Source organism: Cohnella luojiensis, assembly GCF_004564235.1.
Lineage (GTDB): Bacteria > Bacillota > Bacilli > Paenibacillales > Paenibacillaceae > Cohnella > Cohnella luojiensis.
This window is the reverse complement of sequence record NZ_SOMN01000010.1, coordinates 121,738-143,133: the sequence shown is the minus strand read 5'-3', so window position 1 is coordinate 143,133 and position 21,396 is coordinate 121,738. Positions and strand designations below refer to the sequence as shown.

21 protein-coding genes are annotated in these 21,396 nt (G+C 45.9%); 15 read left to right on the top strand and 6 right to left on the bottom strand.

Going from position 1 to position 21,396, the window contains the following annotated elements:
- Positions 1–296: 296 nt before the first annotated feature.
- The 12 genes from E2980_RS10330 to E2980_RS10280 all read left to right on the top strand — a co-directional run bounded on the left by E2980_RS10330 (position 297) and on the right by E2980_RS10280 (position 12,027).
- Complete coding sequence (locus E2980_RS10330; protein WP_135152100.1) at positions 297–1,496, top strand: glycosyltransferase family 4 protein; 1,200 nt, start codon at positions 297–299, stop codon at positions 1,494–1,496.
- Entirely contained in the window at positions 1,477–2,670 is a 1,194-nt protein-coding gene (locus tag E2980_RS10325) for a glycosyltransferase family 4 protein (RefSeq protein WP_135152099.1), read from the top strand. The genes E2980_RS10330 and E2980_RS10325 overlap by 20 nt, the downstream gene beginning before the upstream one ends.
- A complete protein-coding gene (locus tag E2980_RS10320) occupies positions 2,667–3,779 on the top strand; it encodes a glycosyltransferase (protein WP_135152098.1) in 1,113 nt (370 codons plus the stop codon). The genes E2980_RS10325 and E2980_RS10320 overlap by 4 nt, the downstream gene beginning before the upstream one ends.
- Positions 3,776–5,143 carry a sugar phosphate nucleotidyltransferase gene (locus tag E2980_RS10315; RefSeq protein WP_135152097.1) on the top strand — a complete coding sequence of 456 codons (1,368 nt, stop codon included), beginning with the start codon at positions 3,776–3,778 and terminating at the stop codon, positions 5,141–5,143. Before E2980_RS10320 ends, E2980_RS10315 begins: the two co-directional genes overlap by 4 nt.
- 16 nt (positions 5,144–5,159) lie before the next feature.
- Complete coding sequence (locus E2980_RS10310; protein WP_135152096.1) at positions 5,160–6,068, top strand: glycosyltransferase family 2 protein; 909 nt, start codon at positions 5,160–5,162, stop codon at positions 6,066–6,068.
- 27 nt (positions 6,069–6,095) lie between these two features.
- Complete coding sequence (locus E2980_RS10305) at positions 6,096–7,049, top strand: UDP-glucuronic acid decarboxylase family protein (protein WP_135152095.1); 954 nt, start codon at positions 6,096–6,098, stop codon at positions 7,047–7,049.
- Between the two features lie 16 nt (positions 7,050–7,065).
- Positions 7,066–7,491, top strand: a complete 426-nt coding sequence (locus E2980_RS10300; RefSeq protein ID WP_135152094.1) for a VanZ family protein — start codon at positions 7,066–7,068, stop codon at positions 7,489–7,491.
- Between the two features lie 377 nt (positions 7,492–7,868).
- Positions 7,869–8,663, top strand: a complete 795-nt coding sequence (locus E2980_RS10295) for a hypothetical protein (protein ID WP_135152093.1) — start codon at positions 7,869–7,871, stop codon at positions 8,661–8,663.
- Positions 8,660–8,926: a PqqD family protein gene (locus E2980_RS10290; RefSeq protein ID WP_135152092.1), complete on the top strand. Its 267-nt coding sequence runs from the start codon at positions 8,660–8,662 to the stop codon at positions 8,924–8,926. Before E2980_RS10295 ends, E2980_RS10290 begins: the two co-directional genes overlap by 4 nt.
- The gene (locus tag E2980_RS24190; protein ID WP_167747064.1) at positions 8,919–9,392 is read left to right on the top strand and encodes a S24/S26 family peptidase; all 474 of its coding nucleotides are present in this window, start codon (positions 8,919–8,921) and stop codon (positions 9,390–9,392) included. The genes E2980_RS10290 and E2980_RS24190 overlap by 8 nt, the downstream gene beginning before the upstream one ends.
- Positions 9,392–11,497 (top strand): ABC transporter ATP-binding protein, encoded by a 2,106-nt coding sequence (locus tag E2980_RS10285; RefSeq protein ID WP_167747063.1) that lies wholly within the window; start codon positions 9,392–9,394, stop codon positions 11,495–11,497. Before E2980_RS24190 ends, E2980_RS10285 begins: the two co-directional genes overlap by 1 nt.
- Positions 11,494–12,027: a DUF1854 domain-containing protein gene (locus tag E2980_RS10280; protein WP_135152090.1), complete on the top strand. Its 534-nt coding sequence runs from the start codon at positions 11,494–11,496 to the stop codon at positions 12,025–12,027. Before E2980_RS10285 ends, E2980_RS10280 begins: the two co-directional genes overlap by 4 nt.
- Positions 12,028–12,068: 41 nt before the next feature.
- On the opposite strand, the gene E2980_RS10275 is transcribed toward E2980_RS10280, so the two are convergent.
- Positions 12,069–12,497 (bottom strand): bactofilin family protein, encoded by a 429-nt coding sequence (locus tag E2980_RS10275; protein WP_135152089.1) that lies wholly within the window; start codon positions 12,495–12,497, stop codon positions 12,069–12,071.
- Between the two features lie 6 nt (positions 12,498–12,503).
- On the bottom strand, positions 12,504–13,499 hold the full coding sequence (locus tag E2980_RS10270; protein ID WP_135152088.1) for a M23 family metallopeptidase: 996 nt from the start codon (positions 13,497–13,499) through the stop codon (positions 12,504–12,506).
- Positions 13,500–13,600: 101 nt separating this feature from the next.
- Between E2980_RS10270 and cls the strand changes: the two genes are divergently transcribed.
- Positions 13,601–15,037, top strand: coding sequence for a cardiolipin synthase (gene cls / locus E2980_RS10265; RefSeq protein ID WP_135152087.1), 1,437 nt, complete (start codon positions 13,601–13,603; stop codon positions 15,035–15,037).
- Between the two features lie 3 nt (positions 15,038–15,040).
- On the opposite strand, the gene ligD is transcribed toward cls, so the two are convergent.
- Entirely contained in the window at positions 15,041–15,928 is an 888-nt protein-coding gene (gene ligD / locus E2980_RS10260) for a non-homologous end-joining DNA ligase (RefSeq protein WP_135152086.1), read from the bottom strand.
- A 346-nt stretch (positions 15,929–16,274) separates the two neighbouring features.
- Here ligD and E2980_RS10255 point away from each other — a divergent pair, with 346 nt between their 5' ends.
- Both E2980_RS10255 and E2980_RS10250 read left to right on the top strand, forming a co-directional pair.
- Positions 16,275–17,555 carry an ArsB/NhaD family transporter gene (locus E2980_RS10255; protein WP_135152085.1) on the top strand — a complete coding sequence of 427 codons (1,281 nt, stop codon included), beginning with the start codon at positions 16,275–16,277 and terminating at the stop codon, positions 17,553–17,555.
- A gap of 21 nt (positions 17,556–17,576) precedes the next feature.
- Positions 17,577–17,855, top strand: a complete 279-nt coding sequence (locus tag E2980_RS10250) for a hypothetical protein (RefSeq protein WP_135152084.1) — start codon at positions 17,577–17,579, stop codon at positions 17,853–17,855.
- Positions 17,856–17,909: 54 nt separating this feature from the next.
- Here the strand turns inward: E2980_RS10250 and E2980_RS10245 are convergent, their stop codons facing one another.
- From E2980_RS10245 to ku, 3 genes are all read right to left on the bottom strand, one after another.
- Complete coding sequence (locus tag E2980_RS10245) at positions 17,910–18,599, bottom strand: hypothetical protein (RefSeq protein ID WP_135152083.1); 690 nt, start codon at positions 18,597–18,599, stop codon at positions 17,910–17,912.
- A 736-nt stretch (positions 18,600–19,335) separates the two neighbouring features.
- Positions 19,336–20,286, bottom strand: coding sequence for an ATP-dependent DNA ligase (locus E2980_RS10240; RefSeq protein ID WP_135152082.1), 951 nt, complete (start codon positions 20,284–20,286; stop codon positions 19,336–19,338).
- Positions 20,287–20,420: 134 nt separating this feature from the next.
- A complete protein-coding gene (gene ku, locus E2980_RS10235) occupies positions 20,421–21,287 on the bottom strand; it encodes a non-homologous end joining protein Ku (protein ID WP_135152081.1) in 867 nt (288 codons plus the stop codon).
- Between the last annotated feature and the right edge of the window lie 109 nt (positions 21,288–21,396).

The window sequence follows — 21,396 nt, the reverse complement described above, 5'->3', positions numbered from 1 at the left end:
GCTCTTCCTGCAAGACCTCCAGCACAACCTTCGTTTTAAACTCTGGGGTGTATCGGTTCCGTTTTTCCATGGTTTTATTATAACTTATTTATCACGCTCCTGTGTCTCAACCTATGGGAGCATTATACTGTACCTGTGTGGATTATTAACGTTTTGGTTCTTACCTCAGGAATTATTGTTGCATATGTTTGTTGGTATTTGATTGAGAATAACGCGATTAAAGCTGGAAACGAGTTTACCAGAAGTCGAAGGAAGGGAGAGCACTTTAAACTTAAATATGGGGGCATAGAAACCAAATGAAAATCCTAGCGACCGGAATGGAATGGGCGGAACATAGACCAGGCGGATTAAATTATTACTTTGCAGATTATTTGAAGGCGATGAATCAATATGGGCATACAGTGGAGGGGCTAATATCGTCAGAGCGGAAGGTGATGGAGGCTCCTTCCTATATCCGGGATGTAGTTTCCGGCAGCGCGAAATTGGGTACTTATCAACGAATGAAATTTTTTCATGCTTCGATAAGAGACCGTACCTCAGTGATTACCCCTGATATTATCAATCCCCATTTTGGATTGTACGCTTCCTTGACCACTAGGAGATTTATTCCCGGCCATGTGCCGATTGTCACCCATTTTCACGGCCCTTGGGCACAAGAGTCGCTAGTGGAAGATGGGGGGAATCAGATAACGAAGCTGCTTCGTTATCAAATTAAAAAAAGAATAGAGCAAACCACTTATCGCCGATCCGATGCCTTTATTGTGTTAAGCGATTATTTCAGAGCCCTATTATCGCGAGAATTCGGCATTGCCAAAGATAGCATCCATCGGATTCCGGGTGCGGCAGATATCGAAAGGTTTCGACCCTCAGAGAATCGAGGCGCCCTGCGGGAAGAACTGGGTATACTAGAGGATCAGAAGGTTCTGTTCTGCGCCAGAAGGTTGGTTCGGCGGATGGGGATTGATCAATTGATTCGCGCCATGGCTGAGGTTTCAAGGGAGGCTCCCAGTACCTTGCTTTTCATTGCGGGGCAAGGGGCGCTTAAAGAAGAATATGAACAATTAATAGAAGAGCTTCGTTTACAATCAACTGTTCGTTTATTAGGAAGGGTATCCGATGAGGATCTGGTTCGGTGGTATCAAGCTGCTGATTTAAGTGTCGTTCCAACAAGAACACTTGAAGGGTTCGGCTTAGTCACAACAGAATCATTGGCATGTGGCACTCCTGTACTCGGCACTCCTTACGGGGGGACGAAGGAAATCCTTGAGCCCTTCTCAAACCAATTGTTGTTTCGCGAGGGATCGCCGGATGCAATTGCGGAAAAAATCATTTCGATATTGAAAGGTGACTGTTCCATTCCCTCGCGCGAGGAATGTCGTCAGCATGTTCTTCAGCATTATACTTGGACCAAGGTTGCCCGGTCTGTTACTCGCGTGTTTGATCAAGCGATTCAACAGCGAAAGGAACTAGGGAAATATGAAAGTAGCCTACTATAATCATACGAGTGTTGTCAGCGGTGCTGAGATTAGTCTTCTCTTGACAGTGAAGAACATGACGATGGTCGAACCCGTTATCTTCTCGCCCGAGGGTGAGCTGACAGATCGAGCAAGAGAAGCAGGGCTGCAAGTTGTTCCTATCAAGGGCTACAGGGCGAGGCTTTCCAAAAATCCACTTCGACTTCTGGTGGATATGATCGGAATGCTAGGGGAGGGTTTGCGTTTGGCCAGATTGATTCGAATTCATTCCGTTGACCTTATTCATGCTAATTCCATGCGAGCCGGGATTATGGCTGCCCTGTTTGGTTGGCTGCATCGTCGCCCAATGATATGGCACGTGAGGGATAATCTCCCTAAGGGACTAATTGGCAACGGAATTGATCGCCTTGCAAGGCTTACTGCACAAGGAATCATAGGGATATCGTGCTCCGTCTTATTGGGATTTGACCGAACGAAATGGAAAGATCGAATGCACCTTGTACATAACGGGTTAGAAATTCGCGAGTTTTCAGAGCAGGAAAAAGGGCGTTGGAAGGCAGAGATTAGAAAGGAATTAAAACTTCCGATGCAGAGTAAAGTCATTCTCATTATAGGACAAATCGCCCCATGGAAAAGACAAGAGGATGCGATTCGTGCAACGCAAAGGTTGCTGGATGATGGGCATGATATCTATCTTTGCGTCGTCGGTGAACCTAAATTTGGTCAGGCATGTAATGAATACTGGCATTCCCTTCATGAGTTAACTACCCAACTCGGGGTAGAAAATCGTGTAAGGTTTACAGGGTTCCGTAAAGATGTGATGGAGATCTGCTGTGCAGCGGATCTTCTTTTTTTATGTTCAGACAATGAACCGTTTGGACGTGTCATTATCGAAGCCATGTCGCAGTCCTTGCCTGTAGTGGCAACTAATGCAGGAGGAGTCCCTGAAATCATTGACCATGAACTAAGCGGATTGTTGTATGAGGTTGGAGATCTTGAAGGAATGCTGGACTGTGCGGATAGCGTATTAAAAAACGATCAATGGAGACAAAGAATGGGCGGAAATGCAGCGGAACGGGTAAAGGACTTCTTTTCCATCCAAAACACGGTTTACAAGGTAGAGAGTATCTACAAATCCATTATGGATAAACCGGTACAAGAATTGAAGTTCAGCAAAGGAAAGGAGATTTCATGAACGGTAACCTTCGTGTAGCGATCGTCCATGATTATTTGAATCAGATGGGTGGAGCGGAGAGAGTGGTAAGTGTGCTTCATCGAATGTTCCCGCAAGCGCCTATCTATACAACAGTCGCAGATCGAAATAAACTGCTTCCTGAGCTTAAGGATGCAGACATCCGAACAACTTGGATGCAGAAGATCCCGGGAATTCTGAAGCGATACAAGCATTTTTTTTGGTTATACCCGTTCGCTGTTCGATTCTTGAATTTACAAGGATATGATCTTGTCATTAGCTCCAGCAGCGCCTATTCAAAGGGTGTAGTTGTGAAAGGAAAGACAGTTCATATCTGTTATTGTCATACCCCGATGCGTTTCGCCTGGGATTTCTCTACCTATATGGAAGGGAGCGAGATATCAGCCATTCAGAAATGGCTGGCAAAATGGGCGATGCTTCCTCTGCGGATCTGGGATAAAACGACTTCTCTAAAGATTCATCACATGATTGCGAACTCAACAGTAGTTCAACATCGGATTGAAAGCTGTTACGGCAGAAAAGCGGAGGTCATTTTCCCGCCAGTTGATGTTTCAAGGTTTCAAATATCGGATGCGGACCCAGGAGATTATTTCTTAGTGGTTTCGCGCTTAGTTTCTTATAAACGCATTGATCTGGCTGTCGAAGCATGCACCAAAATCGGAAAGCCTTTGATCATCATTGGAGAAGGGCCGGACCGAAAAAGGTTGGAGTCACTTGCCGGACCTACAGTCACTTTTATGGGACGATTACCGGATGATCAAGTCGCTTACTACATGCAGCATTGTCGGGGGTTTTTATTTCCTGGGATTGAAGATTTCGGCATTACCCCTTTGGAAGCCAATGCAAGCGGCAGGCCCGTGGTTGCCTTCAAGGGGGGCGGAGCTTTAGATACAATTGTTCCGGGAGTAAACGGAATTTTCTTTGATCTGCAGACGGCTGATTCTTTGGCCACTGCCCTTATGGATATGGATCAAACAAGTTGGGATCCATTAACAATACGGAACCATGCAGAACAATTCAGTGTATCTATATTTATTCGGACACTATTTCAATACATTGACAACAATAGAAAGGAGTTCAATAACCTATGAAGCTGGTCTTGCTTTCCGGAGGTTCGGGTAAACGTTTGTGGCCGCTATCCAACGACTCTAGGTCCAAGCAATTTTTGAAAGTATTAAAGAACTCCGATGATCAGCTGGAATCCATGGTGCAAAGAGTTTGGTCACAGCTGGGTAAAACAAATCTCGCACAAGACGCTTTTATCGCGGCCGGAAAAGGTCAGCTTGAGATGCTCCAAAGCCAAATCGGCATGGATGTGCCGGTCATCATCGAACCGGATCGACGTGATACATTTCCAGCTATTGCATTGGCGGCTACTTATTTGTACTCCATCCAGGGAGTCAGTCTAAATGAAGTGATTACGGTATTACCGGTCGATCCGTTCGTGGAAGAGAAATTCTTCATCAAGATGAAGGAACTGGAAGAAGCAGTTCATCAATCGGATGCGGAGCTTGCCTTGATGGGCGTGAATCCAACATTTCCCTCTGAGAAATATGGCTATATCGTGCCAAAGGCTTCGGATAACGACAGAGATTATATGACGGTAAGCCATTTTATCGAGAAACCCCACACCGACAAAGCGAAAGAACTGCTGGAGCAGCAGGCGCTTTGGAATTGCGGGGTTTTTGCTTTTAAGTTGAACTTTATGATCGAGCTTCTAATCAACAAAGGCTTGCCCATTCAATATGAAGAGATAGTTAAAAAATACCACACTCTTCCGAAAATCAGTTTCGATTATGAAGTGGTCGAAAAGGCGCGCCATACGGTTGTGATCCCTTATGACGGCTACTGGAAGGACCTCGGAACATGGAACACCTTAACGGAACAGATTGACAATCCTATTATTGGAAACGGGACATTAAGTGGAGATTCAGTAAATACCCACCTCATAAATGAATTGGATATACCAGTAGTCATTTTGGGTTTATCGAATATCATTGTATCGTCCAGCCCGGACGGTATATTAGTTTCAGATAAAAATGCTAGTCCAAGGGTTAAAGAACTTATTGGTCATATCGAACAAAGACCGATGTATGAAGAACGCCGTTGGGGCTCATACAGGGTTTTGGATTATAAGAAATTTTCGGACGGGAATCATGTTCTAACTAAACGGATCTGTATAAAGGGAGGTAAAAATTTAAGCTACCAAATACATGCACATCGAAATGAAGTCTGGACCATTATAGCCGGAGAAGGTGAGTTTGTGCTAAATGGTCAGCTTACCCGGGTTACAGCGGGGGATGTGCTTAAAATACCAGCCTATGCAAGCCACAGTATCCGTGCTTCACAGGATCTTGAAATTATAGAAATACAGACGGGAAGCGAGTTAGTGGAGGAAGACATTATACGTCTATGTCTGTCGTGGGAAGAAATTGTGGCAAATTTAGTTATATAAGAAGGAGAGAGTCACAATGAGTTGTAAGATTTCCGTTATCATACCTGCTTATAATGTTGAAAAGTATGTGAAAAAGGCAATTGAGAGCGCCTTGAACCAAACACTGAAAGATATTGAAGTGATCGTGGTTGATGATTGTTCTACCGATGAAACTGTAAATGTCATAAAGAGTATTTATGACACTAGACTCAAGCTAGTACAAAATCAAACGAATAAGGGTGTGTCATTTTCAAGAAATAAAGCAATCGAAGCATCGTCGGGTGAGTGGATTGCCATTATGGATTCCGATGATTGGTGGAGTCCAGAACGGCTACAGAAGATGTTGAATCATGCCATTGAAAACAATGCCAATATTGTTTGTGATGATCTGTGGTTGATCCATGACGGAGAAGAGGTACCCTATACAACGCACTTAAAATCCAGGGCTAAAATTATCGGACATCATAAAGAAATGACGTTTTTATCGGCATCGAGAATGATTAGCGACGATTATGGTTACTTAAAGCCAATCATTCGATCCGACCTCATTAAAAATACAGGACTTCTTTATGATGAGAATTTGAATGGTGATGAAGACTTTAAGTTTCTAGTAGAGTGTATTTATCACAGTGGAAAGATGCTGCTGATTCCGGAACCGATGTATTATTATCGAACTCGCCCTAACTCCTTAAGCTCTTCCATTTCAAGGGCCATCGTTTTGCATCAGTCGCAAATTCGTTTTACTGGAGAACTAATTACCACGTATAGTCAGGAGCCGGAAATTGAAAGTGCTCTAAAGTCACACCGTAAAAAGAAACAAAGGGGTTTAGCTGAGTTGTTGTTTAAAGATCGCTTAGAAAAGAAGAAATATTTGAGCGCCACAATCCTAATCGCCTCTCGGCCTATATTGATAAAATCATTGCTTCGCAATGCATTAATCAGATAATAAATATAATGGATGGAGTGAGGGAAATTGATTAAGGCCATCATTACGGGGGCTGCAGGCTTCTTAGGATCTCATCTTACGAAATCTTTATTGAACAAAGGTTACATAGTTGTTGGTTTGGATAATTTATGTACGGGCAAGGAAACGAATCTATCTGCATTCATCAATCATCCCCAGTTCAAATTATTGAGAGTGAATGTTGCCAATCCTGAAGTAAGAGAATTGGAAGAGGTTCAAGAGGCGGATGAAATCTATCATTTAGCCTCACCGGCTTCCCCCAAATTTTATCAAGACAACCCATTTGAAACAATTGATATTAATACAATAGGGACTCGAAATATGCTTGATATAGCTCTTCGTACAGGAGCTAAATTCTTGTTTACAAGTACAAGCGAAGCTTATGGAGATCCAGAAGTACATCCGCAGCCAGAAAGCTATAGAGGGAATGTAAATACATTTGGGCCGAGAGCTTGTTATGACGAAGCGAAGAGGTTGGGTGAAGTTTATTGTTATGAATATTATGCCCGCTTTGGAGTTCGTGTGAAGGTAGCCCGTGTTTTTAACACGTATTCAGCTGGACTACGCAATGATGATGGAAGAGTCATTTCTAATTTTGTCAACCAGGCACTTTCAAATCTAGATATTACAGTTTACGGTGACGGTTCACAGACCCGTTCTTTTTGCTATGTGGATGATACGGTAGAGGCTTTAAGGCTATTGATGGTAAAGAAAGATACAGAAGGCGAAATCGTTAATATAGGCAATCCTATTGAATATTCGGTTCTTGAGGTTGCGCAGCTCGTTAAAGAAATGGCCCAATCAAATAGTAAAATTACATTCCATCCTCTGCCGCAAGATGATCCTAAAGTTCGGCAACCCGTTATCGACAAAGCAAAAAAATTACTTGGCTGGGAGCCGCAAATCACTTTGGAAGATGGTTTGAAAAGAACGATAGAAGCTTATCAGGCCCAATTGGTATAAGGGGAAAGAGATTACTATGAAAAAATGGCCATGGATCTGCGCGGCAGTGCTGCTTTGTGCCTTAATTTTCTATTTCACACAATCCGATAACTTTACAAATGGCAGTACGATTAGGAAACTCTCCACCATTATGGAAGAGCCTAAAGATGACGTTAAGGTCTTTAATATGGTCTTAAGAAAAGGAGCACATTTCTTTTTGTTCGGTACTCTCGCTATACTATTAAAGATTATTTTCTATAAGCATAAACGATCATATCTAGTTGCTTGGTTTGGAGCGACATTATATGGTGTAGGGGATGAAATTCACCAGCTCTTTGTTCCGGCTAGAGGAGCATCAATCTTCGATGTCATGATAGATTCTTCGGGAGCCTGTTTAGGTTTAATTATATTCTTTTCTATTAATCGTCATTATAAAAGAGCCTTGCAAAGTGAGAACACATAACTTGAAACGGGGTATCTAAGTTTAACTTTCCCTCAATATTGTCTAAATATTTCCTGATCCAAAAAGGATTGTAATCATTATAAATTATTGACATAGATACATTTTGTATCATAAAATGAGTACAGAAAAGTGAGGTGATATTTGTTGAAAAACTATGTAACTCCAGCGATTATCTTGCATCAATCAGTCGTATTCGAACACGGCTATGGCAGCGGTACGGGTAGCGGAAGTGGTAGTGGTAGTGGTAGTGGTTCTAAAAAGCCAAAGAAAAAATGGTGGTAAAACGGCATTAAGTACTTAGAACACTCGGAGAGAAGAGAGGACCTTTCTCCTTTCTTCTTTTTCGTTAGATGCATAAATCCTCGGGAGGTTTATTCTTGGAGCAGCTATGGAAGCAGATTGGAACGCATTCCGTTTTATTTCGGGTTATCGGGGCGGAAACGATGTCTTTCATGAACCAAATGTTCGGAGAACGTTCAGATTCGCAGCTTAGGGATCCGGACACAAGCTTTACGATTACGATTCAACAAGGCTGTTTGAAGAACCCGGGTATCAACACCACGTTCACGCGCGACGTGCAGGGAAGAATGATTTTTGATCGTCCGGATTACTATCTAGCCATCAGTCCGGATTACAGGGAAGCAGATGTTCGATTTTATAATTACGTGGGTCTAAGATGCGTTCTTATGAATTGGTACAGCACGATTATCACCCATTACGACTGGGGCCTCCTTGTTCATTCTTCTACATTGGTAGACCAAGGCGAAGCTTATGTATTCGCCGGAAAGTCCAGAGTGGGCAAGACGACCGTCGCCAAGCTTTCCCACCCTAGAACGTTATTATCCGATGAGGCTTCCATCCTGAAGATTGGTCAGGATGGCCGTGTCATAGTTTACGATTCCCCGTTAAGAAGTAATATCATGAACCCTTCCCCCATACATTCCGTACCTATTAAAGCCATTTACATGCTTGAGCAATCCCCAATAATTAAGAAACGCCGCCTCGACAAGAGCAAAGCCTTGCTATCGATCTTAGAAAATATTTGGTACTGGCCGCATAATAATGAAGACTCGCTCAAGGTCGTTCGCTTATGCAAAGCGTTAGTAGAGCAAGTTCCGGTCTACCGGCTTAAATTTCAGAAAAACGAGCTATTTTGGGAGGAAATCTCATGACGACAATTTATAGCCGCTTGGAAAATACGGAGATTATGGAGATAGACGGGAAGACGCTTATCCTCAATCAGAAAACATTGGCTGTAACCAAGCTAAATGAAGTCGGAGGTTGGATTTGGAATTCCTTAGAGGACAACAGTTCCATTGAGCAGTTAACGGAACGATTGACGAAAGAATACAACGTGGAAGCGGAGAAAGCTAGCGAGGATTTAAAGAATTTCCTGATCCAGCTGGAGAAGGTGGGTCTGGTCGTCAGTGCGTGAGGAGAACATTCGGACATTCGGAGCATTAATGGAGCGAAAAGGGGAGGTTCGCTTAGCGGCTTCGGGATACAGCATGTATCCATACATTAAGCCCGACGATGAATGCAGATTCGTGTCGCTTACCGGATCGCTCCGAATCGGTCAAATAGGTCTAGTGGCCTCTCATATCGGAATCCTTTACTCCCATCGTCTTCACCGAGTTAAGAGGAGCCATAAAGGAGCCCGGTATTTTTTTCGCGGCGATGCGAACCGGTTCTATGATCCCCCCGTGAAAAGTGAACAGATCATTGGCGTACTTATGGATCTCAAGCGAAAGGGAAAGGTAATGCCGGAGAACCGGAAAACGAGAAGGCTATGGTCTTATTTCGCGTCTCGGTTTCCTTTATTTATGCTGCCATTCGTGGTGCTTGGAAAGCTGAAGAAAAGGGCATTGCACCAAAGCACGACAGGGAAGAGGAGAGCATAATGGCGTCTGTTCTAGCAACATCGAGAATTAGCCACCCGGTTAAAGATATATCGGAGCAGGGTAAACTGATTGACCGGATGGTTATTCTCACTTCCAAACAATTAGAACTGTTGGATGCCGAAGGCAATGTCCTGTGGATCATCGGTCGTCGCGAGTTGGATAAAGCAAGAATATTGGACACGGGCAGCGGCGCCTATCTGGAGATATCCGATCTTCGAGGCGAGTCGCGGCGTATCGCGTTCAGCCCATTGTCAGGAATGAGGGGCCTTTACCGTTGCCAGCGATCCATTACCGATTGGGTGAATGAGGACTTGAAAGGACCAGCTCAGAGAGGGGCGCCGATAGAGAGTCGATCTTCTGCCGATGAGAAATGGGACGAAGAGAAGACGAAGCCGCTAACTTTGCGCCAAAGGATACGGATTATTAGCAGGCTAGCGCATTATGCATTGCCTTACCGCAATCAGATTCTGTTATCTGCCGGCGTGTTGCTTCTAACGGTAGCTTTGGAAATGGCGCCGCCGTATTTATTCAAAGAGATAATAGACGGAGGCGTTCTGCCATCCTCGAATAGTAAGTTCGCCGGATTGATAGGATTATTGTTGACCGTTTACATTTTGCAGGCATTGCTCGCAGTAGTTCGGACGTCCATTAGCATTCGGATCGGCAGCCAGGTCATGAGCCATATCCGTAAAGACATGTTCGACAAGCTTATCAGCTTATCCGTTAGATTCTATGAACGCAGGAAAACCGTCCATTTCATCGGGCGAGTGCAGAACGATGCCAATGGCATTCAAGGTTTGCTCACCAAAGGTATAACCTCTATCCTGGTACAGCTTCTGATGGCGTGTTCGATTTTGGTCATCCTGTTTATTTTGGATTGGCAAATTTCTCTTCTGATCGTCTCAGCGATAGCCATAAGCTGCACGCTGCTCTGGCGGGTTTTTCCCGTTATGCGATCGTTAATGAACCGTAAATGGAATGCCGATTATTGGCTGCAGCAATATATATCCGAGACTCTGCACGGAATACGGGTTGTCAAAGCTTTTCACCGGGATGAGAAGGAAAAGGAACTGTTCAGGGAATATAACGAGACTTCCGTGAGGAGAATGATGGACCAGCAACGGTATACGCTGTGGTTAAAACCAGGCATATCCCTTGCGATATCGACGAGCGTCGCGATGGTGTGGTTTTTCGGCGGTCGCCAGGTGATGAATGGGGCGATGAGTTTTGGGACCGTCATTGCCTTCACTGCATATCTCTCGATGTTCCTTGAGCAGCTTCAGGGGAATTTTAGGATAACGAAGGCTTTTAATGCTTCTTTGATGTCCGCTGATCGCATCTTGGAACTTCTGCATACGGAAGCTGAAGTTAGCGAGTCGAAACATCCCATAGCGATGCCCGTGATGCGCGGGGAGATCGTCGTGAAATCACTTGCCTTCGGTTACGAGAAAGGGATTAACGTGTTGAAAGATGTAAACCTCCATATTCGCGCGGGGGAGAAAATTGGCATCGTAGGCCGGTCCGGAGCAGGTAAAACAACCCTGATCCATCTACTCTGCCGCTTCTACGACCCTGATGCCGGCAGCATCGAGATTGACGGCGTAGATTTGCGGCAACTGGCGATATCCGACCTGCGCCGGCATGTAGGAATCGTTTTTCAAGAAACTTATCTGTTCGACGGCACTATCGCGGACAACATTGCCTTTGGTTGTCCTGAAGCTTCCCCCGAACAAATCATAGCCGCTGCAAGGCAAGCGAACGCTCACGGGTTTATCTCGCGGCTGCCGTACGGATATGACACGAATGTCGGAGAACGCGGGGAGCATCTGTCTGGAGGGGAGAAACAGCGAATTTCCATTGCGAGAACGCTGTTGCAGAACCCTTCCGTGCTTATTCTTGACGAGGCTACCTCTTCCGTGGATATCGAGACGGAACGCGAAATTCAAGAAGCGCTTGAACAGCTGTGTAAAGGCCGAACGACGATTGCGATCGCGCATAGGCTTCATACGTTAAGCAATACCGATCGGATCGTGCAACTGGACAAAGGGCGTATAATCGATTCTACGAAGTCGGGGTATGAATATGTCGGGGAGGGCGTTCGATGAGTACGATTGTCAATCTTAGCGGAACCATTGCCGAAGACGAAGGAACCCATGATTGGCTGTCCATCAATCCATCGCAAATTCGGTTTACTAAATCCGAAGGCGGATTGCTTCAAGCAGCATGGCAGGGAATGAGAGGCACGGTTACAGTTAGGAGATTATTCCCGATTACGCGGGGAGACAGTTACATCGCCATAGCTGATCCTGAAGGAAACGAATGGGGCATACTGCTATCGAACGTCGGATTGGATGAGTTGAGTAGAGCGGCGCTTAGCTCTGAACTGCGGGTTAGCCCCTATCTGCCTTTAATTGAGGGTATCTCCTCGATTCGCCGTCGCTTCAACCACTATGTCTGGGTAGTAGATACTGACTATGGTCAACTCCACATGATTACCGGACCTATCTATGAAATAACGACGAACCTCTTGAACGGATCACGCGTCATTACGGACCTGGATGACCAGAAGTACCTCCTTCCCCCAGACAACGAATTGGATAAGCTTAGCCGTAAGTGGATTGGCAAGTTTTTATAATTTGTAATCCATACACAGTCAATAATGAGAAGCAAGCGGGATCAACCCGCTTGCTTAGCCTTCTTGTCCGCATTACCGCTAGATGCCGTTGTTTCCGCTGCTACTCCCCCAACCTTCCCCTCCCCACGCTCCATCTGGCTGCTCCCGTTCAGTATGCCTCCCTCCTGAACGAGGAGGATTGAGGCATGCGAGTTGCCGTGCAGCTGCCCCGTCGGGGTTATTAATAATTTGCCTCGCGTATGTACGTCCCCGTACACCTTGCCCGCGATCGTCACGTCTCGAGCCGTAATGTTGGATTTGGCGATGCCGCCTTCGCCGATGACGATATCCCCGTTGCTCTCGATGTCTCCTTGATAAGCTCCTTCAATTCTCACTCCGGCCATCGATTTCAGATATCCGTTCATTTCGGTACCGGCTCCGATTAAGGTATCGGTTACCCCTGACGCCAGCTTCTTGTTATCCTTGAACATGATCCGTCAGTCCTCCTTTACATGCCGCAAATAAGGGAGCGGGTTCACGGGCGTTTCGCTGACCACGACTTGGAAGTGCAGGTGCGGTCCCGTGCTTCGCCCGCTATTGCCCATCTCTCCTATAAGCTCTCCTCGATCGACATTCTGCTCCGCTTTTACGCCGATGACCTTCAAATGCATATACCATGATTCCAATCCATCTCGATGGGTAATGATGATATAATTACCACGTGTACGGTTGAAGCCGGCTTCCTTAACCTTGCCGTCGCCAGCGGCGTAGATGGGATCTCCCGAATCTCCGGTGATATCCACACCGGCATGGAATGTGGATTTCCCGGTAAACGGATCCCGCCGATAGCCGAACCCCGAGGTCAATCGCCTCGATACTGTAGGCCATTCCGTCGGCATGGCGTCGATCTCGGCTCTCTTTAGCTCAGCCTTGCGCAGCCCTTCAGCCATCGAGATCGCCATCTCGTCCAGCATCCGCGACAACTCGGTGAAGTCGTCGATCTTCGACTCTACGGCCGCCATGGACAGACGATCGGGCACTGGCGATTCTGTGGAATCGAAGTAACCGGAAGCGAATACCTCAGCATCTTCCGTACCTGCCGCAACTGTCGCACCTGATAAGCGGTCTTCCTGTTTGCCGAGGAAAAGCCGCAGCTTCAACTCCAGTTCGCTCAATTCATTCATGCGGCTTTTGATAACGTTGGTTTGTTCGCTAAGGAGAGTGAGCTCATGCTCCAGGGAGCGAATTTCTCCATTCTTAACGGCAATGTCTTGGCTATTCTGTATCGAATCGCTGGCCAGACGAGCTTCCAGCTCGTGGATTCGATTCACCGATTGCAGATGCAATGCACCGAAACCGCCCGCCACGGCCAGTGCGGTTGCGACCGGAAGGAACACGACCGTTCTTCCTGACACCCGAAACTGCTTAACTCGATGGTCGGCACCCCTAATGAGGAGTAAGGACCATTGCGGTTTCCGCTTTCTGTTAGCCATCGGATCTCCTTTCGGAATCGAGAATATCCTGATCTAATTCTATTTATTCTGAAAACCTTTCTTTCATTCCTATAACATTAAGAGACGGCGAGGCTACGTGAATGATCTGGCTTGGAATCAGCATCCTCCTATTCATCTTCATCTTCCAGGCGGCAACGATATTGCTGCTTGAATTTCGCAGGCCGGCGCATGCCACGGCATGGCTGTTTATTCTGTTTCTCTTCCCGCTTGTCGGGTTCATTTTGTACTATTTCCTGGCCACGGAATTCCGCAGGAGCAGGAAAGCCCGGAAGCGAGCCGGCATGGATCAAAGACGCAGGGCAAGACTGCTTAAGATGAGCACGAGCGTAACCGATATCTCGGAGCTGCCGGAATCGACCGGCATCGCATCGCAGACAAGGTTATTCCGAGCTCTGCGCAAAGGCGGGGAGCTGCCCATTTCCTCCAGAAACCAAAGCTGGATTTTCAATAACGGCATGGATACTTACGAGTCGATGTTCGAGGCCATTAACAACGCGAAAAGCCACATCCACCTGTCCACCTACATTGTCAGGGACGACGATATCGGAAGAGCTTTTCAGCAAGCGTTGATAAGCAAAGCCAAGCAAGGCGTGAAGGTGAAGATGCTGTACGACGGAATCGGCAGCATTACGCTCAAGGATTCCTACGTTCGGATCCTGCGCGAGGGAGGCGTGGAATGCGCTTGTTTCTTTCCCCTAAGGCCCTCTTTTCTAAAGAAAAGGATGAATTACCGGAACCATCGAAAAATCATCGTAGTAGATGGCAAGGTAGGTTTTGTAGGCGGAATTAACGTCGGAGATGAATACATAGGGAAGCATCCGCATCTAGGGTATTGGAGGGATACCCATCTGAAGCTGGAAGGGGATTCGGTCTACTGGCTGCAGGAGGTATTTCTGAAAGATTGGGAGATTGCGACTCGCGAGAAGCCCGATGATCCTTCGTTCTTTCCGGTGCATCACTGCTCGCAGTCGGAGCCCGTGCAGATCGTTCCGGCCGGCCCGAACCGGCGGGGAGACGCCATTCACGATTCCGTGTACGCGATGGTCACGGCAGCGCGCAAGCGGATATGGGTGACGACGCCTTATTTCATTCCGAGCGCGAGCATTGCCATGGCGCTTCATGATGCGGCCCTTAGCGGCCTTGACGTGAGAATCATCATTCCGTACGTCCCGGATACTTGGCTCGTTCACTTAGCGACATTATCGTACGTGGAGGAGATGATGCGGTCGGGAGTACGGGTATGGCAATATAAAAAAGGCTTCGTCCATGCCAAGACGCTAATCGCCGACAAGTTTGTGGCGGTGGTGGGCTCGGCGAACATGGATCTGCGAAGCTTCTTCAGCAACTTCGAGATCAATGCCCATCTATTCGATCCGGTTGCGATTGCTGGAGTAGAGCAACATTTCCTGCAGGATCTGGAGGACAGCACGGAAATTAACCTGCAGAAGTTTCTGATGCGGCCTCGCAAACAGAAGGTTAAGGAAGCGATGGCGCGCATTTTGTCCCCCCTATTATGATCATCATTTGCCTTGTATATGGTTAAGGATAGGGAGGAGCGATTGCCTGGCCGCGGAGGCAAGCAAATCGCCCTGTCCGCGAAGCCGTTCCCGAATATTGAGCAGATGGAAGTCCGTCGGCTTTACGTCCCTTCTAACCTCCTCCCAAGAGAGGGGAGTGGACACGGTGGCACCGGATCGAGCTCGCGGGGAGTAAGGCGCGGGAAGCGTCTTGCCTGCATAATGCTGCAGATAGTCCAGATAGATGAGATCCCCGCGGTCCTTCTTCAAACGTTCGACGGTGAATAGCTGCGGGCTCTTGGCAACAAGGTACTCGGATATGAATTTGCCGAACCGCCTTAAGTCATCGAAGTCGGGGCCGCGTTCAATCGGCATGACGACCTGTACGCCTGTCGCTCCGGACGTCTTAGGTACCGCATTCAGTCCCAGCGATTCCAGCAGCTGCCCGACCAAGTCCGTAGCCTCCATTAACCGGGGCTCCTCCTCCAAGGTCGGATCTATGTCCAGCATCCAAGTGTTCGGGAGCGGGTTCGAAATCTCATCGGACGAGACATGGAATTCCAGGCTGTACAAGCTTCCCATCCATAGCAACGTTGGCACGGAGTCCATGACGACGTAACGGATGCTGCCATCCGGGGATACGCGAACGAAGTCCGGCGTCGGTTCAGGGGCATTTTTCTGGTAAAAGGAAGTGCCGTGGATACCCTCGGGATAGCGGATCGTTGTCAGGTAGCGGTCGGAGGTATAGGGGAGAAGAAAGGGCGCTAGCTCGTTCAGGATTTGTACGTAATCTAGCTTCGTGATTCCTGCTTCCGGCCAGATCAGCTTCTCCGGATGGGAAATCGCCATTTCGAATTCACCTAGCCGTACGATCGTTTTTTGCTTTGCCATTTCAATCCCCTTTTTTCCATGAGAATATGGGATTAGTATAGCCTTAAAAACGAATAAGGACTCCACCATGGATGATGGGTCCTTCGATGTAATATCGATTTGACGTTTAATAACTGACGTTTAATAACTGACGTTTAATAACTTGACTTTGTTCAACCGACCGTTGTATCCTTTACCTAACCATACATATCGTTTCGCAACCGGAGGAGCCTGTCACCAAGGGCTCTTTTTTTTGTTTTTCGATGATCTGAATTGCTTGATGTATGTTTGTGAATAGTAGCGGGGACCGTATATGTGAATGGAAAAATGATGCTTTTAAATGTAGTTTATAATGGAGGAATCATCTGTGGAACAACAAGCCATCTGGGCAATCGGTATTTTTCTTGTCATTTACGCGCTTATCATTTCGGAGAAAATTCATCGCACCATCGTAGCCATGATCGGCGGACTGCTAATGGTCGCATTGGGTATCGTGAATCAAGAAACGGCATTGCATCATATCGATTTCAATACGCTTGGCCTTCTAATCGGGATGATGATTATCGTAAGCATAACGGCTGACACGGGATTATTCAAATTTATCGCGATTTGGGCCGCCAAGAAATCCAAAGGAAATCCGGTACGCATTCTGATCGCTTTATCGCTTATAACCGCTATCGGTTCAGCATTCTTGGACAATGTCACTACGGTTCTTCTTATGGTACCGGTCACGTTCAGTATCACGCGGCAACTACGAGTTCCTCCGTTACCATTCCTGATTACTCAGATTATCGCATCCAATGTCGGAGGCACGGCCACGCTGATCGGGGATCCTCCGAACATTATGATCGGCAGCGCGGTCAAAGAACTGACGTTTATGGCGTTCATCAACAACTTGGCTCCTATTGCAGCCATCATTTTGGTCATTTTCATTCCCCTTTTCGTTCTGCTTTTTCGCAAACAGATTCAAACCAAACCCGAATATACGCAAAGCATTATGGATATGGATGAAAAGCAGCTCATTGCAGATCACAAGCTGCTGCGCAAATGTTTGACGGTATTGGGACTGACCATAATCGGTTTTTTCCTGCATCAATCGCTGCACTTGGAGTCGGCTACCGTTGCTTTGGCCGGCGCATTCGTTCTCCTTCTTCTTACCGGCGAGCATATGATGGAGGAGGCGTTTACCAAGGTAGAATGGGCAACGATATTCTTCTTCGTTGGATTATTCGTGCTTGTCTCGGGTCTTATTGAAACGGGCGTAATCGCCGAATTAGCTGCACAAGCCATTGAATTAACCAATGGAGATATTGTGGCTACTTCCATGTTGATCTTGTGGTTAAGCGCAATCGCTTCTGCGTTCCTGGATAACATCCCGTTTGTTGCTACGATGATTCCTCTGATCCAAGAAATGGGCAATATGGGCGTGAGCAATCTGGAACCGTTATGGTGGAGTCTCGCTTTGGGTGCTTGTCTAGGGGGGAACGGAACCCTTATCGGCGCGAGCGCAAACCTTATCGTCGCAGGAATGTCGAGTAAAGAAGGCCACCCGATCAAGTTTGTGCAGTTCATGAAATACGGGTTCCCGCTTATGCTTCTGTCTATTGTGCTAGCGAGCGTTTATGTGTTTCTTAGGTACTTAATTTAACCTTGGAGGAGGCGAAGGGAAATGCGACTTACGTATCAATTCAATGAAGCCGTTATTCAAATAATCGAAACTCCTAATGAGACGGATGTAGAGTTCGACATCCGGATTTTAGCAGAGAATAAATGGGCTGGAATGAAAGAGATCCAGAAGAAGTTCGAGGAAAACAGCGTGCTTACCGATGTTTTATTCTACGAATATGAAAATCATCACTACCGAGTTATCGCGCGTCAAGATTACTATGTTGATTTTGTACTGGAACTTCTAAAACACCGACTCTTGGAGAAGGTCGAATGGAATTAGTATTGCTTTGACAAGAAAAGACCCTTAGCGAACTAAGCCTGCAAGGCTCCTTCGCTAAGGGTTCTTTTGCTCTATTATCCGTCCGGTGACGGAGTGGATCATAACGGTCGTCATTTTTGCCGGGGAGAGATGTTGAAGCTTTACGACGTATATTAAAGGCGTTCCTGGACGCGTGGCTAAGTAATAGCTTTCCACCGACGACTCCTTAACGAATTCCCCTTTAATTGACGACATTGCCGTATCTATAGCCTTTTTGCTTGAAATAGCGGGGTGCATAGGTCGGTTAAATAGACGTTTCTCTAAGTTGGGATGAACGGTGGCCTCAATGCGCTCGATTACCCCGTCATGATTGTTTATTTCAACCAGGATGCAATCTTCCCATACCGGTGTTCGAAATAGCAAACGCTGAAAGCGTACTACGGTCTTTTCATGAAGACGATCAACCTCCACTACCTTCAAGTCACGACGCGGGTTTTGGAGGCCGAACAGCTTTCTCTTTTTATTAACAAATTCATAGGCGATCCACTCGGGTGAATGTCTTGAAGGGGCCGTCAACCTGCCCTTAAGCATAGACGGCGTGTTTGTTTCCTTGCTCCAGGTAACTTCCAAAGTACCGTGACTTTCTTTCTCTAATTGCTTAAGTACTGAGGGTGAATTTGACGAAGGCTTAGCTAGAGAAGACTGATGTAACGGGACTAAGGCGATCATTAACAGAAAAATGTGGCTGAGGAGAATTTTTCTCATCTTGCTTCTCTCCTTATTAGGTCATAAAATTAGTTTTAACAATAATTAAACAGTTCATTCAAAAGGTCAAAAACGCCCAGGCGTTTGAACCGTGGGCGCAACCGGCGCGCGCTTAAGTATATAAGTTCTTAACCACCGACAACAAGGTGTGGATTATTTGACGCTTACGCTTAATGGATTCATGATAGTTGAGTTTTGACATCCCAGTACGTTCTTTTTCCCGGTAAGTTACGAATACGAATAAAACTTAGAGGGAGGTGTAAAGTGAAAAAATATTTGTATAAGATATCTATCGTATTAGGGATGATTTTTCTTCTAATATTATTTAAAGAGTCGATAACTAATAATAGATTTATGGAAAGTAATTACTGGATGGAGTCCATTAAATTGAGTTTTTTGGGGTTCATCTTTGGAATCTTAATTGAATGGAGATCATTTCTCATTATTTTGAAAAATATAAGAATTAACTATCTTATTATTCCTACTATCATTTTAATAATCTTATGTTTTATTCCAATACATTACTATACACTGTGGTTTGGAGTAGGTTCATATTTTATTGAGATATTAGTGGAACCACAAATTCGTATAATGCTTACTGTTCTCTCTGGAATTTTATTTGTCCGATCATTTGAACGAAACTGTCAATAGACGAACCAAGTTGTTTTTACTGGGTAACCACTTTTCTGTAGTAATTTTCACCATATTCCTTGGCTCCAACTTTTCTATGTCAAAGTTATAACTGATTTTGCTCGAAGTTACATTCACTAACCGGCAAGTTTTCATTTATACTTTGAATGCTTGAATGCCTCATCGTTTTCGAAGCAGTCCATTCCATAAATTGAACCTTAACTACTACCCTCGGTTTTACCCATACTGTATCCTTGAAACGACTGGGTTTATTTTCGAAAGGACAGGATGAAATAATTAAAGGTTCCATATCACGAGTCAGCTTAATCCAGTCAGCATGAGTCAATTTACCTGTTCCTGAATGACCGATATAAATGAGCGAATGATTTGAGTAAATCCCCAACAAAAGTGAATTAATAATTCCATCTCTGTAGGTTATACCGCCTATTACGGCAAAGAGATCGTAAAATAATTTTCTTTTTTGCCATCGAGCATCTTTTCCGTTGATAAGATAGCTGCTTTCTAAATTCTTTATAACAATTCCCTCCATGCTGTGAGATTTCATAAGTTGGAACAACCTATCTGCATCTTCAAAGTTTTCGACTAACTGAGCCTTATTCGATGGCTTGATGATGTCGTTTAAAACCTTTTGCCTTTCGCTTAACGATTTAGATACAACCCAATTTCCATTAAAAAATAGCACATCGAAAATCATGTAGGTAACGGGAATGCTCGATACTGAAGCCTCTACGCTTTGCTTTTTGCGAAGGCTATCCCTTCTCATGATCTCGTGAAAGGATGGTTTTTTTTCATCGAATGCAATAAACTCACCGTCTAAAATGAAGGACTTAGCAGAACAATATTCTTGAGCCGATAAAAACTCAGGATATTGCAATGAACGATTGTTAAGCCGTCGGTTTATTAATTGTACTTTTGTTCCGTTAAAATAAGAGAGCATTCTCACGCCATCCCATTTGACCTGTGCGACCCAATTACCAACCTTAGGCATTCTTTCTGTTCTTATCGGCTCGAACGGGACAACTGGTGTAAGTTCCACTTGATACTGCCGCCTTTCTAAATAAAAATCTTAAATAGCATTATTCCCTATTTGGTTAGATAACATTTTCTCGACAAAAATGACGTTATCCATAGGGGATAACGTCAAGACTGCCAAAACAGATATACAATCGTTCAAGGTACGGCCTCTTCCTTCTTTCGTCCCCGGGTGCTGCGAGTTTTGGCTTTGCCTCTGTCTCCGCCGGCATCCGCAGCTGCCGGCGCCGCGGGCTTGACCGCTTCCAGGCTCGCTTGCAGAGCGGCCATAAGATCGATGACGTTCGTCCTTTCGGCCGCGGGAGCCGTGACGATATCCGTGCCTTCGCCGGAGATTTTGCGTTGAATGGCTTCCTGCAAGGCGATTCGATAATCATCCGTGTATTTGGTCGGATCGAACGGGGTTGAGAGCTGCTCGATCAGCATCTTTGCCATCGTCAACTCCTTATCATTTACGGTCGTCTGCTCCGGCAGATTCGGCACTAACTGCAGGGAGCGGATTTCATCGGGATAATGCATCGTTTCCATGCAGATGCAATTGTCCACGGCGCGAATTGCGGCCAGGCTGCTCTTGCTGCGGATCGCAATCTTGGCGATGCCGATCTTGCCGGATTGCCGCATGGCTTCGAGCAATAAATTGTAAGCTCCAGAGCCGGCTTGATCCGGTGAAAGGTAATAGGCCTTCTGATAATAAAGCGGATCGATTTCCGTCAGGTCTACGAAGTCCAGGATTTGAATCGTGCGCGTATTTTCCGGCTTAATTGCATCAATCTCTTCCGGCTCGAAGAGAACGAAACGCCCTTTTTCATGTTCATACCCCCTTGATATTTCTTCCCATTGAACCTCTTTTTCGCAGTGCGGGCAGGTGCGGACGTTGGAGATCGGAGTTCCGCATTCCTTGTGAATCATTCGCAAGTGGACGTCTTTGTCTTCCGTGGCGGTGAACATCTTGACGGGAACATGTACCAATCCGAAGCTGATGGCGCCTTTCCAGACCGTATGCATGGACGTAAGCTCCTTTGCTTTTTACTATCGCTTAAGATTCCCACTCCGCATGTAAATCAACCGCTCAGGGAATATTGGAAAGGACGATAAGCCAATGCAAGAAGGGAGC